16 protein-coding genes are annotated in these 17325 nt (G+C 64.2%); 7 read left to right on the top strand and 9 right to left on the bottom strand.

The features are described from left to right. The first annotated feature begins 41 nt into the window (after positions 1-41). Positions 42-3569, top strand: coding sequence for a carboxylic acid reductase (car, locus tag MTX35_RS17280; protein ID WP_243596151.1), 3528 nt, complete (start codon positions 42-44; stop codon positions 3567-3569). A gap of 42 nt (positions 3570-3611) precedes the next feature. Here the strand turns inward: car and MTX35_RS17275 are convergent, their stop codons facing one another. The 4 genes from MTX35_RS17275 to MTX35_RS17260 are packed head-to-tail and all read right to left on the bottom strand — an operon-like array spanning position 3612 to position 8475. Continuing rightward, complete coding sequence (locus MTX35_RS17275) at positions 3612-5192, bottom strand: regulator (protein WP_243596150.1); 1581 nt, start codon at positions 5190-5192, stop codon at positions 3612-3614. An 8-nt stretch (positions 5193-5200) separates the two neighbouring features. Further along, positions 5201-5890 carry a cysteine hydrolase family protein gene (locus tag MTX35_RS17270; protein WP_374230321.1) on the bottom strand — a complete coding sequence of 230 codons (690 nt, stop codon included), beginning with the start codon at positions 5888-5890 and terminating at the stop codon, positions 5201-5203. A 20-nt stretch (positions 5891-5910) separates the two neighbouring features. Further along, positions 5911-7743 (bottom strand): allophanate hydrolase, encoded by a 1833-nt coding sequence (atzF, locus tag MTX35_RS17265; RefSeq protein WP_243596148.1) that lies wholly within the window; start codon positions 7741-7743, stop codon positions 5911-5913. 57 nt (positions 7744-7800) lie between these two features. Beyond that, a complete protein-coding gene (locus MTX35_RS17260; protein ID WP_243596147.1) occupies positions 7801-8475 on the bottom strand; it encodes a GntR family transcriptional regulator in 675 nt (224 codons plus the stop codon). A 104-nt stretch (positions 8476-8579) separates the two neighbouring features. Between MTX35_RS17260 and MTX35_RS17255 the strand changes: the two genes are divergently transcribed. Continuing rightward, the gene (locus MTX35_RS17255; protein WP_243596146.1) at positions 8580-8876 is read left to right on the top strand and encodes a DUF503 domain-containing protein; all 297 of its coding nucleotides are present in this window, start codon (positions 8580-8582) and stop codon (positions 8874-8876) included. 16 nt (positions 8877-8892) lie between these two features. Here the strand turns inward: MTX35_RS17255 and MTX35_RS17250 are convergent, their stop codons facing one another. Beyond that, on the bottom strand, positions 8893-9456 hold the full coding sequence (locus MTX35_RS17250) for a dihydrofolate reductase family protein (protein WP_243596145.1): 564 nt from the start codon (positions 9454-9456) through the stop codon (positions 8893-8895). Positions 9457-9537: 81 nt separating this feature from the next. Between MTX35_RS17250 and MTX35_RS17245 the strand changes: the two genes are divergently transcribed. From MTX35_RS17245 to MTX35_RS17225, 5 genes are all read left to right on the top strand, one after another. After that, entirely contained in the window at positions 9538-10689 is a 1152-nt protein-coding gene (locus MTX35_RS17245; protein WP_243596144.1) for an FAD-binding oxidoreductase, read from the top strand. A gap of 19 nt (positions 10690-10708) precedes the next feature. Beyond that, positions 10709-10999, top strand: a complete 291-nt coding sequence (locus tag MTX35_RS17240) for a hypothetical protein (RefSeq protein ID WP_243596143.1) — start codon at positions 10709-10711, stop codon at positions 10997-10999. A gap of 50 nt (positions 11000-11049) precedes the next feature. Beyond that, a complete protein-coding gene (locus MTX35_RS17235; protein ID WP_243596142.1) occupies positions 11050-11469 on the top strand; it encodes a hypothetical protein in 420 nt (139 codons plus the stop codon). After that, positions 11466-11762 (top strand): transcriptional regulator, encoded by a 297-nt coding sequence (locus MTX35_RS17230; RefSeq protein WP_121869790.1) that lies wholly within the window; start codon positions 11466-11468, stop codon positions 11760-11762. Before MTX35_RS17235 ends, MTX35_RS17230 begins: the two co-directional genes overlap by 4 nt. A 105-nt stretch (positions 11763-11867) precedes the next feature. Further along, positions 11868-12287, top strand: a complete 420-nt coding sequence (locus MTX35_RS17225; RefSeq protein WP_243596141.1) for a VOC family protein — start codon at positions 11868-11870, stop codon at positions 12285-12287. Between the two features lie 15 nt (positions 12288-12302). Here MTX35_RS17225 and MTX35_RS17220 read toward each other — a convergent pair whose 3' ends face one another. The 4 genes from MTX35_RS17220 to MTX35_RS17205 form a co-directional block, all read right to left on the bottom strand. Further along, entirely contained in the window at positions 12303-13574 is a 1272-nt protein-coding gene (locus MTX35_RS17220; protein ID WP_243596140.1) for an MFS transporter, read from the bottom strand. 13 nt (positions 13575-13587) lie between these two features. Beyond that, a complete protein-coding gene (locus MTX35_RS17215; RefSeq protein ID WP_243596139.1) occupies positions 13588-14220 on the bottom strand; it encodes a GyrI-like domain-containing protein in 633 nt (210 codons plus the stop codon). Positions 14221-14286: 66 nt separating this feature from the next. Continuing rightward, positions 14287-15807 carry an amidohydrolase family protein gene (locus MTX35_RS17210; RefSeq protein ID WP_243596138.1) on the bottom strand — a complete coding sequence of 507 codons (1521 nt, stop codon included), beginning with the start codon at positions 15805-15807 and terminating at the stop codon, positions 14287-14289. A 39-nt stretch (positions 15808-15846) separates the two neighbouring features. Beyond that, on the bottom strand, positions 15847-17304 hold the full coding sequence (locus tag MTX35_RS17205) for a cytosine permease (RefSeq protein ID WP_243596137.1): 1458 nt from the start codon (positions 17302-17304) through the stop codon (positions 15847-15849). Between the last annotated feature and the right edge of the window lie 21 nt (positions 17305-17325).

Genomic DNA, 17325 nt, shown 5'->3' with positions numbered 1-17325 from the left:
TGCCCCGAACGCTGGGTGCGCTTCGTCGGAGGGAGTCGAGCATGACGCACACACTGGCCGTCGACAGCCGACAGGATCGTCGGAGCAGGCAACGCGGTCGTTTCCAGGAGCTGCACGAGTCCGACCAGGAGTTTCGAGCTGCCGAACCGGACAGTGCGGTGGCCGACGCCGCCCAGGAGTTGTCGCCCAACCTGGCCCGCGTGGTTGCCGAGATCATGACGCGTTACTCCGATCGACCGGCCCTCGGCCGCCGGGCTCGCGAGATCGCCCGAATCGACGACAAGAACGCCGTTCGCCTGCTCCCGCGTTTCGACACCGTCACCTATGGCCGAGCGTGGCACGACGCCGGTGCACTGGCCTCGGCGCTGAGCCACGACGCACTCGGTATCGCTCCAGGAGACTTCTTCGCAACCCTGGGATTCGCGAGTGCCGACTATGTCATCGCGGAATTGGCCACGATCCGCCTCGGCGCGATTGCCGTTCCCTTGCAGGCCGGTGCCACCGCGGGCCAGCTCTCGGCCATCGCCGACGAGGTCGAACCCGTCGTCCTCGCAGCCGATGTCGACAACCTGTCCGTCGCGGTCCAGGTCGCCAAGCATTGTCGGTCCATTCGGCGCATCGTCGTTCTCGACTACGACGACGCGATCGACGCGCACACACGGATCATGAAGTCCGCACGCAGCGATGCCGAACAGGCGGGAATCGTCGTCAGGCCGCTCACCGAGCTGGTTCGCGACGGCGCGCAACTACCGGAGGTTCCGATACCCGATGCCGAGGATCCCGACCGACTCGCGACGCTGATCTACACCTCCGGCAGCACCGGAACCCCCAAGGGGGCGATGCACACAGAACGGATCGTGTGCGGAGCCTGGACCGGGGCCTGGCACCACACCGGAGCGTCCTCCGAGTCCACGGACCGGCCGGCCTTCCCGGTCATCACTCTCGACTATCTTCCGATGAGTCACCTCGCTGGCCGTGGCCTCGTCTTTTCCACGCTGGCGGCCGGCGGAACAGTCCACTTCGCAGGGGCGAGCGACCTGTCCACCCTGTTCGAGGATTTCGCGATCGCTCGGCCCACGATGGCACTGTTGATCCCCCGGGTATGCGAGATGATTCGGCACAACGTCCTCGCCGAGATCGACCGGGAGGTCGAACGCTCTGCCGGCGGCGATGCCGACAGGACGCGTCGAGAGGTCCTCGAGCGCAACAGGATCGAACAATTCGGCGGCCGTGTCCTTGCAGCAATGGTCGGCACCGCACCGATCGCCGATGAGGTCAAGGACTTCGTCACGGAGCTGCTCGATATCGAGGTCCGCGACAACTACGGCTCCACCGAAGCCGGAATGGTGTTGCACGACGGCGTCGTTCAACGCCCGCCGGTGATCGAATACAAGCTCGACGATGTGCCCGAACTCGGCTATTTCTCCACCGACACCCCGCATCCACGCGGTGAGCTCCTCCTCAAGACGGCGTCGATCATTCCCGGCTACTACAAGCGCCCGGACGTCACAGCCGACGTCTTCGACTCCGAGGGCTTCTATCGCACCGGTGACGTCGTCGCCGAGATCGAGCCGGACCGACTCGTCTACGTCGACCGCCGCAAGAACGTTCTGAAACTGGCTCAGGGCGAATTCGTGGCACTGGCGCGCCTCGAAGCCCTGTTCGGTACCAGCGAGCTGGTCGATCAGATCTTTCTGTACGGCAACGGCCAACGGGCGTATCTCCTGGCAGTTGTCGTACCGGCCCAACCGGATACGACTGCGGGTTCGATCATCGAATCGTTTCAGCACATCGCCCGCGCGGAAGCGCTGAATTCGTACGAGATTCCGCGCGAGGTCGTGCTGGAAGACGTACCGTTCACACAGGACAACGGATTGCTGTCCGGTGCAGGCAAGCAACTGCGGCCCAAACTCGTAGAGCGTTACGGTGACGAACTCGAGCGTCGCTACGCGGAACTCGAGTCGGGTCAGAACGAACGCCTGCGCGAGCTTCGACGCAGCGGAGCCGACGCCCCGGTGCTGACCACCGTCGGTGATGCCGCACAGGCCCTGCTGGGATGCGCCGGATCCGATGTGCGTCCCGACGCACACTTCAGCGACTTGGGCGGAGATTCGTTGTCGGCGTTGACGTTCTCGACGCTCCTGCGTGAGATCTACGATGTCGATGTTCCGGTCGGAGTGATCACCGGGCCCGCCATGGACCTGGCAGCGCTGGCCGAGTACATTTCCTCGGCTCGCGACAACGATTCCGACACGGCCACATTCGCCTCGGTGCACGGACGCGGCGCCGTCGTTGCACGCGCCTCCGATCTGCGTCTGTCGGCATTTCTCGACGACGCTCTCCTGGACGCCGCACACCATGTTCCTGGCCCACGAGAACAGACCAGCACGGTCTTGCTGACCGGTGCCAACGGTTATCTCGGTCGCTTCCTCTGCTTGGAATGGCTGGAGCGCATGGCCGAGGTCGGCGGAAAGGTGGTCTGCCTGGTGCGCGGACGCTCCGATTCCGACGCGCGGGCTCGACTCGACGCAGCCTTCGACAGTGGAGACGCAGAACTGTCGGAGCGTTTCCGAACCTTGGCCGACACTGCGCTCGAGGTCGTGGCAGGCGATCTGGGGACACCCCACTTCGGCGTGGACCACGAGGTATTCGAGGCGCTGGCCGAACGGGTGGATCGCATCGTCCACCCCGCAGCGCTGGTCAACCACGCACTTCCGTACGAGCACCTCTTCGGACCCAACGTCGTCGGAACGGCCGAGGTGATTCGGCTGGCGCTGACCGACCATGTCAAGCCGGTGACCTACCTGTCGACGGTGGCCGTCGCAGCGGGCGTCGAGAATTTCCGGGAGAACGGCGACATCCGCGTCGACAGTCCGTCGCGGGCCGTGGACGATTCGTACGCCAACGGCTACGGCAACTCCAAGTGGGCCGGTGAAGTGCTGTTGCACAACGCGTTCGACCAGTTCGGCCTACCCGTCTCGGTCTTTCGCTCGGACATGATCCTGGCGCACAGCACGTGGACTGGCCAGCTCAACGTGCCGGACGTGTTCACGCGTCTGATCTTGTCGGTCGTCGCAACCGGTCTGGCTCCGCACACGTTCTACGCCACCGACACCGGGGCACCGACCGACGAGAAGGGGCGACCACTGGCTCACTACGACGGACTGCCGGCCGATTTCAGTGCGTCGGCCATCACGTCGATCGCGGGCGATGATCTGCCGGGCTACCGAACCTTCGACATCCTCAACCCGCACGACGACAACATCTCGTTGGACACGTTCGTTGATTGGCTTCAAGAGGCCGGTCGCCACATCGAGATCGTCGAGAACTACGACGACTGGTTCGCGAGATTCAGTGCTGCGGTGGAGGAGCTCCCGGAGAAGCAGCGTTCGCACTCGCTGCTCCCCCTGATCCACTCGTACGCACAACCGCAACACCCGTCGTCCGGGGCGATCCTGCCTGCCGACGAGTTCGCCTCGGCCGTCGGGGATATACCGCACCTCGGACGCGAACTGATCGAGAAGTACCTGTCGGATCTCGTGGCGCTCGACCTCGTCGGCACACGCTAGAGAAGTTCCCGATGCGGGCCGCGCGGCCCGCATCGGGAAGCCCTACTCTCCGACCGGTTGTGGCTCGCCCGTCGGCTTAGGGGCGGGGTTCAGCCGGGAGTACGCCAGACACACCAGCCCGAAGAACAAGTAGCCCAGGGCGACCTGGGGATTGGCTGCCCACCCCACCTGGTGCGAATGGATCAGACCGACCCACGACAGTGCTGCGGCCACCCCACCCGCCGCGGCGGCGGCAAGAAACCGTTTGTCGAGAACGAACGTGACGATGGTGCCCAGCATCAGTCCGGCGAGTACGGCTCCCGAGCCGAACGTCTTCAAACCGTCGTACACGACACCCGCCTGACCCAGTGCCTCGCTTCCCACTTCCGTGGCCGATGTGCCTGCCGCGCTGAGTGCGTTGTCGATCAGGCCCACCGCCCACTCCGCAAGGTTGGGTAGCAGTGCCACCACCACCGCGATGGCGTGCAGCTTCGGCACCGACTGGAATGCCTGGGCACCGATCAGCAGCCCGATATACAGCAGAATCGGCACGATCGCGGGAATCGGCAGCAACGTTGCCAGCAATCCGAACAATCCGAGAAAGCACATGAGCCCGATCGCGACGCCCGACGCGACGCTGTATCCGGTTCGGCCACCCGCGTCCTTCCAGCCGGGATGGCCGATGTAGACCGCGGGCGGGAACGGCGATCCGAACGCCGAGCCGACGACTGCGCCGAAGCCGTCGGCGAGCAGCACACTGCGCAGGTTGTAGTTGTCTCCGGCAGCAGATGCACTCTCGACGTTGCTCATCGCCTCGGTGAAGTTGTAGACGCCAAGAGGAATTGCGGTCGCGAGCAGCGGTGCCAGATTGCCGAGACCGTCGAGGAGCAGGTCGAGGCGTAGATCGGGCAGGCCGAGGGCGATGTTGCTCGCCGCCTCGGTCACGTCCGGCACGGACATGTATCCGCCGATCCAGCCGATCGCCGTGCCCACCAGGAGCGCGGCGAGCCCGACCGGGATGTTGCCGGGCAACTTCACATCCGTGAAGAAGCCGATGAGAATGATTGCGAGAACGGGCAACCCGATCCAGGCGGCCTCCCACATCTGTGCGGCCGGGCGCATCGCGATGAACGTGATCGAGATGCCGGCCAACGTGCCGAGCATCGCCGCGCGCGGGGTGATCCTGCGAATGTAGGGCCCGACGAACGCTCCGATCATGACGATGATGCCGATCATGAAGGCCCACGCGAGCCCCGCCGCCCACGCCTGAAGCGCGTCGCCCGTCGCCAGGTAGACCGGGAGCATGACCACGAACACGACGATGAACATGTGCGGAACGCTCGGACCGTACGGTAGCGCCGTCACGTCGGTTCGATTCTCGCGCTTGGCAAGTCGACGAGCGAGAACCATGTAGTACAGATTCCCCAGGATCAGGGCGATCCCGAGGGCAGGCAGCAGCGTCCCGAGGACGTCACTTCCTGGAATTCCGACCACCGCGATGCTCAACGTCGTCAGAGTGAGCACATTGACCAAAATGTTGAAGCCGAGTCCGAAGAATGCGTTGGTGTCGCCCTTCGTCCACCACGAAAGAGTGAACGAGGACGAGGAGCCTGCAGCGGGTGAGTCCTTGACATCCATGCTCATGTTCGGTCCTATCGACTCGTCGACGTGGGGACGAATGCAGCCAATGCAGTCATGACGTCCTCCGACGCCGCGGTCCAACCGAAGATTCCACCCTGCGCCGAGATCATCTCGAGGCCCACTCGTTGGAACTCCGGGAAGTACGAACCGACGCAGTCCGTCACCACGAGGCACTCGTAGCCCCGATCGTTGGCTTCCCGCACCGTCGTGTGCACGCACACCTCGGTCGTCACACCGGTGACGAGCAGCGTCGTGATTCCGGCGCTCGTGAGAACTTCGGAGAGTTCGGTGGCGTAGAACGCCCCTTTGCCGGGCTTGTCGATGACGGTCTCGCCCTCGAGCGGTGCCAGCTCGTCGACGATGTCGTGACCGTACTCACCGCGAACGAGGATGCGGCCGAACGCCCCTGGATCACCGATGCGCTGGGATGGCGTGCCGCGGCGCAACTTCGCCGGCGGGCAGTCCGACAGGTCCGGTCGATGCCCCTCCCTGGTATGGATCACGGGAATGCCGGCTTCTCGTGCGACAGCGATGAGAGCTGCGAGGGGTTCGATCACGGTCCGGAGCAAGCCGACATCGTTGCCGAGGCTCTCACCGAATCCCCCGGGGAGCAGAAAGTCCCTCTGCATGTCGATGACGAGCAGTGCCGTCGTTGCGGCATCGACGGTGAACTCCGATGGTGACGCCGACGGTATCGACATCACCGGCGTGGGTGCTGAAGTCATGAGATCTCCTGTGCTGCAATGGAAGTGTCGTGAGCAGAACTGATCGTCCGGGAATATGCCCGCCAGCCACCGAACTCGCTGATGTCGTCGACGGTGTGCCCCTCCGCACCGGTCTGCACAGTGGCGTCGCAGACGTAGCCGAGAACGTCGGAACCGTCGGCCAGCAGTACTCGTCCCAGAGCGAGTACCGCCGGCATTCTGCCCGCGAGTACCGCAAGAGAAGTGGCGGGCAGACGCCACCTCTCGACGTCGATTGCGCTGCCGCCGAATGGAACTCGCAGCAGACCGGGTGTCGGATCGGCGGATCCGATCCGAAGCAGTGTGTACGTGGGCGCGGTGGAGGTGGCCTCGACCAGGGACCCGCCGAGTTCGAGCAACTGCGGGTTGGCCCGCTCCCCCGACAGGTGGTGCCCGGCAACGACGATGTCGATTGTCTCGACTGCCGACCCTTCGACTGCCGGAGGCGGTGAGACGGCGCGCGCTTCTCCGAGCAACCGGGCCGCGACCGCGAGAACAGTATCGTCGGCCAACGCAGGCCCGATCACCATGAGACTGACCGGTCGAGCGTCCTCGGTGAGCCCTACGGGAACTGCCACGGCCGTCAGGTCGAGAAGGTTGCCGAAGTGGGTGTAGTGACCGAGTTTCGTGTTGCACGCGATGGGGTCTGCGAGAACCTCCGGCACGGTGAAGGTGGTGCCGATGGTCGGCACGATCATCACGTCCATCGACGTCCAGAGCTGGGCGACGCGAGCGCGAAGATCTTGCAGTGTCTGCAGCGCACGGAAGGCATCGGCGGCGCTGTACTTCCGACCTCCCAGAAATATCTCGCGGACCACGGGAACGATCGAATCGGGCTTCTCGCTGAGGAATTCGTCGAACTCGACCAATCGCTCGGCGACCCACGGCCCTTGATACAGTAGCGAACCGGCATCGAGGAACGGTGCGAGATCGACTGTGACGGTGCGCAATCCGTGCTCGGGGAGCGACCGGCGCGCGACCGAATGGGCGGCGAACATGGCCGCGTCGCCGAAGAAGTCCAGCTGCTGCAGGTCCGGCAGTCCGACGGTTATCTCACACCCGTCGTACTTCTCTCCGCGCGAACGTGCCCAACCGTCCGCTGGGTCCTCGGCGCACATGACGTCGAACACGAGGTCGAGGTCCGCGACGGTGGATGCCATCAGGGTGATGCAGTCCAGCGACTTGCACGCGGGGACGAGTCCGACGGTGCTGATCAGGCCGCGCGACGGCTTGTAGCCGACGATGCCGTTGAGCGCAGCAGGCACTCGACCCGATCCTGCGGTGTCGGTGGCCACACAGAACGGCACCTGCCCGAGGGCCACGGCCAGGGCCGAACCGGAACTCGAGCCACCCGAGATCATGTCGTTGCCGTAGACGCTCCGCGGAATGGGGTGCGGCGTACGAGTTCCATTCAGCCCGGTCGCAAACTGGTCGAGGCTGGTCTTGCCGACGAAAATGGCTCCGGCGTCGACCAACGCCTGCACTGCCGGGGCCGTCGAATCCGGTGTGTAGGCGTAGTCGGGACAGGCGAGGGTGGTCGGGTATCCGGCCACTCCGATGCTGTCCTTGACGCCGAACGGAATTCCGTACAGGGGCAGCGACACTGCGTCCGTTCGTGCTTCGAGCGCCGCGGCGGCCGCGAGCAAGTCCGCACGGCCCACGACGGTGATCCACGTTCCGTCGTCACCGCGTGCAGCCACAGCGGTCGAGAACGCCTCCACCGTTGCCGTGGGAGTCGACGTGCGGGATCGGTACGCCGCGAGCATCTCGGCAACGGTCGAGCCGAGTGCCGGTCCCAGGTCTGAATTCATACCGTCGATTGTCGACAGTTTCCTGTTACTGCAGGTTGTTGCCGTGTTTCGAGTCTGTTAGGAAATACTCTCGAGATGCAGGTAGGTCAATTCGCCATGCTGCTTCAACGCAGCGAGCGCCACCGACACGTCGTTCGATTCGATGGCGTCGAGCAACCACTCGTGACGCCGGATCCCGTCGACCGGGTTGGCGACTCGGGCTTCTTCTCGGAGATTGCGGGCCATCGGTAGCTGCAACTTCAGCAGGATCGGTGAATACGCCAGATCGAGTTGGCGACTGCCGGCCAACGCCACAATGGCCTCGTGGAAACGCCGGTGGGCATCGTCCTTCTCCAGGGTGTCGCCCCGCGCATCGGCGTCACGCATCTCGTCGAGCGCCTTTCGTACCGGCGCGAACGCACCGCCGCGCGACGACGCGAGCGGGAGCGCACGCCCGAGCGCATGCCGTTCGAGAACCTGACGCAACTCGAAAAGTTCGAGAATGTCCTCTGCCGACCACACCGTCACTCGGAACCCGCGACGTGGGAGATGCTCGACCAGACCCTGCTCGGCCAGCAGTCGCAACGCCTCACGTACCGGTGCTCGGCTGATCCCGAGGCGCGCGCACAGGGTCTCCTCGACAACGCGGGATCCGGGTTCGAGCGCGCCGCTGAGCACCTCGGATCGGACCTGGCGCGTCGCCATTTCGACAAGACTCTGCGGCAAGGAACCGTGTTCCGCCGGTGCAGCCATGACGCCAGTGTACGAACATGTTCGGCGATTGGTGCGCATCCGATGCATCGCCCAGTCGAATTCGGAGCGCTCGGGGATCCCTCCGGCGGTAGAATGGACGGCATATGTGGATTGGATGGATAGAATTCGACTTCCTTCTCGGAGATGTTCACTCACTCAAAGAGAAGCGCTCCGTGATCCGACCGGTGATCTCCGAAATGCAACGCAAGTTCGCGGTGTCGGTCGCGGAGACCGACCACCGCGAGTTGCACAGACGAGCAGGCATCGGCGCGTCCGTCGTAGCAGGCGATCGCGACCACGTCACCGATGTCCTCGATCGAATCGAGCGTGTGGCGGCCTCACGTCCCGAGCTGCAACTCGTCTCCGTTCGGCGGCGCACCATCCGAAGCGACGACGTCTGAGACCCGCCCCACCGGGTCATCGACGTACGTCGAACACCTGCTTCTGAATTCCGTTGCCGTAGACCTCGTGTTCGACCAGTTCGAGATGCGTGGTGTCCTTGTCGGCCGCACTGAACAGTCGCTTTCCCGCCCCGAGCAGGAGTGGAAATACGAGCAGGTGGTATCGATCGACGAGGCCGGCGTCGGCGAGACTTCGTCCCAGGGTGGCGCTGCCGTGTATCGAGATCGGCCCACCATCGGAGTTCCTGAGCTCTGCGACGTCGTCGACACCGCGCAGAATGGTTGCCGGCCAACGTGAGTCGTCCTGCTGGAGCGTCGACGACACCACGTACCTCGGCATCGCGTTGTACCCGGCGAAATCGTCCATCGTCGGCCAGATCGGCGCAAATGCCTCGTACGAGGTGCGGCCCAACAGCAGCGCAGTGGCTTCTTCTTGCTCGCGCCCCTTGATCTCGTAGGCTGCCGGGTCGAATTCGATGCCCTGAAACGTCCAACCGGAGTTGCGATAGCCCACCTCGCCGCCCGGTCCTTCCATCACGCCGTCGAGCGAAACGAACGCGGTCACGATCACAGTGCGCATGGACGGTCCTTACCGGTGCTGGGATGCGGGTGCCGGAATCGTAAACCATCCGCGCGCCGAATCCGTCGATACGATCGAGGGATGAACGCCAGCGCGATGTCCCGCCCGGCATGGGACGACGACCCGGTCGTGTCCAACTGGCCGGGCCTGCCCGCTATCGAGCATGACGTTACCGCCGACGTGTGTGTCGTCGGGTTGGGTGGCTCGGGTCTGGCCGCTGTCACCGACCTCCTCGACCGTGGTGTCGATGTCGTCGGAATCGACGCAGGACGAATCGCTGCCGGCGCCGCGGGAAGGAACGGTGGCTTCCTGCTCGGTGGTCCTGCGACCTTTCTGCACACTGCGCTCGCAGCATGGGGTCCCTGCGCGGTGGATCTGTATCGAGCGACTCTGGCCGAGATCGACTCGCTGGAAGGGCTTCTCGGATCGGACGTCGTCCGCCGCACCGGATCCATCAGACTCGCGGGAGTCCCCGGTGCGCCGATCGAACTCGCCGATTCGGAGGACTGCGACGCGCTGGCACAGTGTTTGCGCGAGAACGACATTGCCGTCGAGCAGTACTCGGGCGATCTGGGGCACGGCATCTTTCTGCCGGACGACGCGGTGATGAATCCCGCGCGTCGCGCGCTCGGGTTGGCGTCCCTGTTCTCGGGCCGCGCCCGACTGTACGAGCACACGCCTGCAACCGCCATCGAGCCTGGAGCGGTCACGACGCCGAACGGAGTGGTTCGGTGCGGCCTGGTTCTCGTTGCCGTCGACGGCCGACTCGAACAGGTACTCCCCCAGCTCGACGGACGGGTCAGGACCGCACGTCTGCAGATGCTCGCCACCTCGCCCATCACGCCGGGACGACTGCCGTGCCCCGTGTACGGACGATGGGGCTACGACTACGCGCAGCAGGACGCGTCGGGACGGCTGTATGTCGGGGGCGGTCGTGACCTCTTTGCCGAGGACGAGTGGACACCGTCCGGTGAACCGACCGCGCAGGTGCAGAACTACATCGAATCTGTCGCGACATCGTTTGCCGGAGAGCCCGTCTCGGTAGAAGCACGATGGGCCGCATCCGTCGGGTTCACCGCCGACGGACGCCCGCTGTGCGCGTTCGTCGGCGACGGCGTGGTCGCGTTCGGCGGCTACAACGGAACGGGAAATCTGGTCGGCCCGGTCACCGCTCGCGCCGCCGTGGCGCTCGGACTCGACGCAATTGCCGTGCCGCAGTATCTGAGCAGTTGACTCATGGCAGGGTGGACCGATGGCCGAAGAACCCGAACGCACCGAGGACGGTCGCTACCTCGTCATCAAGGGTCGACGCTGGCGCGCAACGGATCCTGACATACCGGAGGATCGCAATGCCGAGTTGAGGTCGATCCTCATGGCGTGGCGCAGGGAGGTCAAACGCACGTCGGGGGCACCGGAATCTCGCGCGGGGGTACAGGCCGCCAAAGTCGCGCTCGGCGAGCGGGGAACACCCTGGTGGGAGCAGTCCGACGACGAGCGACGGGCGCGATGGGAAGCGGAAGTGTCGCGGCCGGCCGAGACTTGATCCTCGCCAGATTGTTGCCATAGTGGAAACCATCCAATACAGTTTCCACTATGGAAAGCATCGGAGAACCCACGCCTGCCGAAGCACGAACAGCTCTCGACGACATCGACCGAGTTCAACGCGCGGTACGAGACACTCCGTGGCCGGTGTGGCTGTATCCGGTCAATGCCGTACTGCTTGCAGCATCCGCACTGACCGCGCTGCTCGACAGCCCTGCCTCGCTGCTCGGACTCGCCGCGGTGATCATCGCGGTCAACGTCATCACCGGATATCGGATGGGGACGCCGTGGGCCCTACCCACCAACCGAGGCTTCCTCACCTGCGTGGCGCTCTCGGCGCTCTGCGTCGCACTGGCGCAGGCTGTCGGAAATCCCAGCGGACCGGCATGGCCGGTGGTTCTGCTCGCGGCCGCGGCCGCGTCGATCTACTCGATCGGCTCGATCCTGCACTACCGCAGCACACGTCGATGACGAGCGATCTCGATCCGATCATTCACCCCGCCCATCGACTGCGAATCTGCGCCCTTCTGGCCGCGGCGACGACGGTGGAACTCGCGATCGTCAAGGAACACAGCGGATTGAGCGCATCAGCGCTGAGCAAACAGGTCGCCGCTCTGGTCGATGCGGGATACGTCGAGCAGCAGCGATCGCGCACGGACTCGCGTCGATTGTGGTTGTCGTTGACCAAGGACGGCAGAACGGCGTATCGACGTCACGTGGCGGCACTGCGCGCGATTCTGGCCGACACCGACGCCTCCATCTAGTCGTCTGCGGTGACTTTCCGTCGTGGGGCGTGTCTATTGTTTCGACGGTTGTCGTCGATGCAGTTCAACGAAGTAGCTCGTCCAGCGAAGAAGGAGACCGTGCTCATGTCCATTCTCAATCCCTATCTGTCGTTCCGAGACAACGCCCGCGAGGCAATGGAGTTCTATCGCTCGGTCTTCGGTGGCGAGCTCACCGTCACCACACTCGGTGAGGCACAAGCCAGCGAGGATCCCGCCGATCAGGACAAGATCATGCACGGCCAGCTGACCACCCCGAATGGGTTCACTCTGATGGGAGCAGACACTCCGTCGTCGATGGAACACACCCCCGGCAACACCATGAGCGTCTCGCTCAGCGGCGACGAGGAGGACGAGCTGACGGGCTACTGGAACGCGTTGGCCGTCGACGCGCAGTTCACGATGGGTCTCGAGAAGGCTCCGTGGGGCGACACCTTCGGTATGTTGACCGACAAGTTCGGCACGCAGTGGATGGTCAACATCGCCGGATCCTCCAGCGGGAGCTGAGCACCGCTCCGGCCTCTACTTCACGATGATCTTCGGCGGGACCACCTGCCGAAGGCCTTCGGGCCCCCAGCCCCGATCCAGTGCCACCAGCAACAGTGCACAGCCGATACCGGACAGGACGAGCGCGGAACCGAACATCGCCGTGTAGCCGAGCAGGTCGCCGACCACACCGGCGGCAATCCCGGCCGCGCCCTGTGCAAAGACGATCGCACACGCCATCAGCGTGTAATCGCTTCCTGCGAAGCGCTTCTCAGAGGCGTCCATCATCAGGGCGAACACCGCCACGGTCGCCGCTCCACCGAGCACGTGCTCGGTGATGTTGGCGGTGACCAGAAGCGGAAAGCCGCCGATGCCCAGGGACGCAACGACATACAGGGCAAGGCTCAGCGTTTGGCTCACGCCGCCCACCAGCAGGGCCCGGCGACGTCCGTGTCGGAACGACAACCATGCCCCCAGAGCGGCTCCACCGAGCGCGGCCACCGACGACAGACCGCCTTCAACCAGAGCAATCTGCGGTAGTGACAGTCCACTGTCCGACAGAAACGGACCCACGAGCGCCGATCCCATCGAGTTTCCGAACTTGAACCCGATGATCAGCAGAATGAATGCGACCATGCCGGGTCTACGAAGCCGCGACCACCACGCGCCTGCCAGCCGCCCCGGCGTCGGACGCTCGGTTTGCGGATCGGAGTCCGCGTCGGCCGCATCGAGTTGTCTGCGCATCCACCACACGGGGACCGTCGTCAGCACGATCAGCAGGGCCATCGCGACGAACAGCACGCGCCATCCGGCAAAGGTGAATAGCCACAACAGCAGTCCGCCACCGCACACCATTCCGATCCGGTACGCACCGACCTGTAGGCCGTTGCCCAGCCCGCGCTGCGCCGCGGTGAGCGTGCGCACCGCTATGCCGTCGGTCGCGATGTCCTGCGTTGCCGAGAGAGCATTCATGACGAAGATGCCGACGAACAGCCAGCGCAATGTAGAGGACAGATCGAGGAACGACAACGCCAGGACCACCGCCGCGGCCGAACACTGCAGCGACAGCAGCCACCGCCGCCTGGATCCGTACCGATCGACGTACGGTGCCCACAGAAACTTGAGCGCCCATGGTAGGAACAGCACACCGGTCGCACTGATCTTCACCAAGGAGAACCCCGATTCCCGGAGCACCACCGGCAAGGCCTGGGTGAAGAATCCGAACGGCACTCCCTGCGCGAAGTAGAGCGCCCCGAGGAGAGTGAGGGTCCCGGCGGTGAACGACGCCGGGCGCACCGCGTTGGTCATGACGGTCATGGTGTCAGAGCGACGCCGACTCCGCCGAATGCCGTACCGGCTGGCGAAGGATGGTGCGCAGCTTCGCAGGCTCGACGCGGCGAGGATCGCTCAGGTAGATCTCGTGATGTCTACCCGTCATCGTCAATCCAGAACTGGGAATGAATCGATGATGGAGCTCGTCGAGTACCGATGCCTCGTCGTCGTAGGACCCGATGTGCAGCGTCTGCACGCACAGACCCTCGTCGAGAGTCTCCAACCGAACCCTGCTGGACGCATCCGAGTTGCTCTTCGAGGCGGCGGTCGCCATCGCCGCCTCGAACATCGGACGGTCGATCCAGTCGGGCACCATGATCATGGCGGTCCAGTTCCACTCGCTCTTGTCCCTCTCGGTGGTGAACGACGTCATGTTCTCGGCCCACCACAGAGCCTCGAGCGGCGGGACGACGTAGTCCCGTTCGAGATTGTTCTTGCTCGCGAACTTGAGAGCATAGGCCACGGGGTAGAGCGCCCCGATTGCTTCGGCATACTCCGGCGCGGTGTTCGGATCGCCGTGTCCGTCGATCATCAGGTAGGTCAGCGGCGGAACGACGAGGGTACGAAAGGTGTTGTGCCGTGCCGAATATGCGTCGAGCGTCTTCTTGAAATCGACCTTCATGACACCCGCTCCGATTCGACCGTGGGATCAGCGTACCGAACGTTCAGCGCTTTCCGGCACCGCCGTTCACACGAGCCACGCGCGTTCGTCGTCGCTGAATCGGTTGACGGTGCCGCGGGTCGCAATCGCCCTGTCGTACATGGTCGCCAGGACATCCAGCAGGGGCCTGTTCAACGAATCGAGTGCATTCTGGCGTGCCACGATCTCGTCGAGGCGCTCGGCGAGTTCGGCCAGCACCGCCGAACGGTCGACTGTGGTGACGCGTCCGCCCTCGACGACGATCCGGCCCGCCACGATCACGGTATCGATCGAGGAGCCGTTCTCGGAGTACACCAGTTGCCGGTCGAGCTTCTGCCGAGGCGTGAAAGCCATGGTGTCGAGGTCGAAGATCACCAGGTCGGCCTGCATCCCCACCTCCACGGTGCCCACGGTGTCCTGAAGGAGCGCACTGCGGGCCCCGCCGACGGTGCCTGCGTGCAATACCTCGTCCACCGTGGGCCAGGTGGTGAAGTCCGGATTCGTCACCTTGTGCAGCAGCGCAGCAGCTTTCACGACGTCGAGCATCCGGGGAGAATCACTGCTCGAGCATCCGTCGGTTCCCAATCCGAGGTTCACGCCCGCGGTACGCAGGGCGTGCCACGGGGCGATTCCCGATCCGAGCTTGAGGTTCGAGATCGGATTGTGCGAAATCGACGTACCCGCCGAGGCAATCATCGACATATCGTCTTCGGTCAGCCAAATGCCATGCGCCAGGGTGGTATTGGGCGACAGTGCGCCGATCCGATCCATGTATTCCACCAGCGAGCCGCCGTACATCTCCGTTCCCGTGACCAACTGGGTCTTGGTCTCGAGGACATGGATGTGGCATTCGGCGTCGAATTCGGTCGCCAACTGCGTGGCACCGACCAGAAGGTCCGCACCGCACCGCTGCGGTGCGGACGGCGCGACCATGTATCGCAGACGACCGTTGCCTCGACCGTGATACTGCTCGAATGCTCTCCTGCTGAATGCGAGGTACTCCTGCGTGGTGGGAACCGGATGCGACCGAATCTCGGACGTGACCTCGGGCGACAGGTAGCCGGCGATGAACGGCACGGTATCGACGAACGGTTTGCTGATGACGTGTCCGGAAATGTTCGCTCGGATGCCGATCTCTTCGTAGGCGTCGAACACCGCCGACAGTTGCGCCCAATCCTGAGTCGGGTTTTCGAGAACGTCGTCGACGATCGTCGTCACGCCCGCTTCGAGCGACTCGATTGCGAACAACGTGCTGCGCAGACGAACCAGATCGGGCTCGACGCGACTGTCGCCGAGGACCGGATAGGCCATGGCCATCCACATCTCGAGGGGCAAGTTGTCGTATCTGCCCTTGTAGAACGTCTCCCAGGAATGGGTATGTGCGTTGACGAAACCCGGTGTCACCAGCCTGTCGCGGCCGTCGATGATCGTATCGCCGTCGGCTGGCACGAGATCACCGGCGACCGCAGTGACGACGTCGTTCTCGATCCGGATGCTGCGAACGATCGGTTCGGAACCGGTGGACGAGTCCATGGTGATGACGTGCGCGTTCCTGATGAAGATTCCCATGTTTCCTTCCTTGACTGTGCGGTGCATGACGGCGAGTAGCTAGTCGACCGGCTGTGGTGTCGGAGCCTGCTCCTCGGACTGTTGCTGACGAATCATCCACTGTCGATGCGACTTTCGTGCGAGAAGGTAGTAGGTCAACGCTGCAGCACTACCGCCGACGAGCCACGAGATGTCGAGACCGCCGAGCGCCTGCGAACCGAACCCCTGCAATGCCGGGACCATGCCGTTGAGAAACATCCAGGTGCCGAAGATTCCCACGGCGAACGCCGCCAGTGCACGCCAGTTGACGTCCTGCATCCTCGTCGACCCCACCTCGTCGAACAGATGGCCGTAGCGGGTGCTGGCGCGCTCGAAGACGTAGTAGTGCACCAGCATGATCGCGCCCCATGTCGCCACCCACCCCACCACCCCGACGAGCCAGGCGTCGAGGGTCTGCGCCGCATCTTCTTGGAAGACGAAGAACACGCTCGCGGCCAGTGCGAGAACGCCGACCACGAGGTTCAGCGTCCGCCGACTCAACTTGATGTCGAGGGCCTGCGCCGTCACACCGAAGCTGTAGACGTTGAGGACGTTCGTGGCGATGGGGCCGTGCAGAACCAACAGCAACACCGGGATGGCGAGCGCACCGAAGTTCTCGACGATGAGCTTGCCCGGATCGACGAAGCCGTTGGTGGTGGCCAACGTCGCTCCGAGCACACCGAGCCACACGACGGGGATCAACTGTCCCATTGCACTGACCAGGTACAGCTTGCGTCGCGGAACACGCGTACTGACGAAGCGGGAGTAGTCGGCGGCGTAGGTCAGCCACGTCAGGCCCCAGCCGATTCCGATGGCCGTCATCACGGCCGACATGGCGACGATGCGCTCGGTGCCAGCCAACGCGACGCCGTCCGGACCGGAGTAACTCCAGTCGATGTCGAGGTGGAACCAGGCCACGATCGACATCAGAACCAGCACCACGACGGTGGGCGGAACCGTCCAGCGCTCGAAAGCCGCGATCGCCCGGTATCCGGCCATGGAGATACCGACCTGGACCGCCATGATGGCTGTGGCCACCGCTACCTTCCATCCGACGTTCGCGGCATCCGGGTCGACCCATCCGAGTTCGCCGAACAGAGCCATCACCAGGTCGAGGACGATCCATGTGTTCACCGCGCACCAGCCGACGACCACCACGGCCTGGACTGCGGAGGGGACATAGTTGCCTCGACGGCCGAAGACCGACCGACCCAACAGCATTCCGGTCGTTCCCGTTCGTTGCCCGAGCAGAACGAAGAATCCGAAGATCGCCATTCCGATGACGTTTCCGAGGACGAGCACTGTCAGCGTGTCGGCCAGGCCGAGGCCCATGCTGATGCCGAGCGCGCCCAGCACCCAGTTGATCGGTGCGATGTTCGCACCAGCCCATATCCAGAACTGACCGGACAGCACGGTGGTTCTCTGGCTCTCGGGAATCGGTTGCAGCGAATCCTCGACGTCGTGGGAATGTGTGGTCACCGTGAGCTCCTCGGGATGCGG

Source organism: Rhodococcus sp. ARC_M12, from assembly GCF_022810385.1.
GTDB lineage: Bacteria > Actinomycetota > Actinomycetes > Mycobacteriales > Mycobacteriaceae > Rhodococcoides > Rhodococcoides navarretei.
Note: the sequence above shows the minus strand (reverse complement) of the source record. Positions and strands in the feature narration are given on the sequence as shown.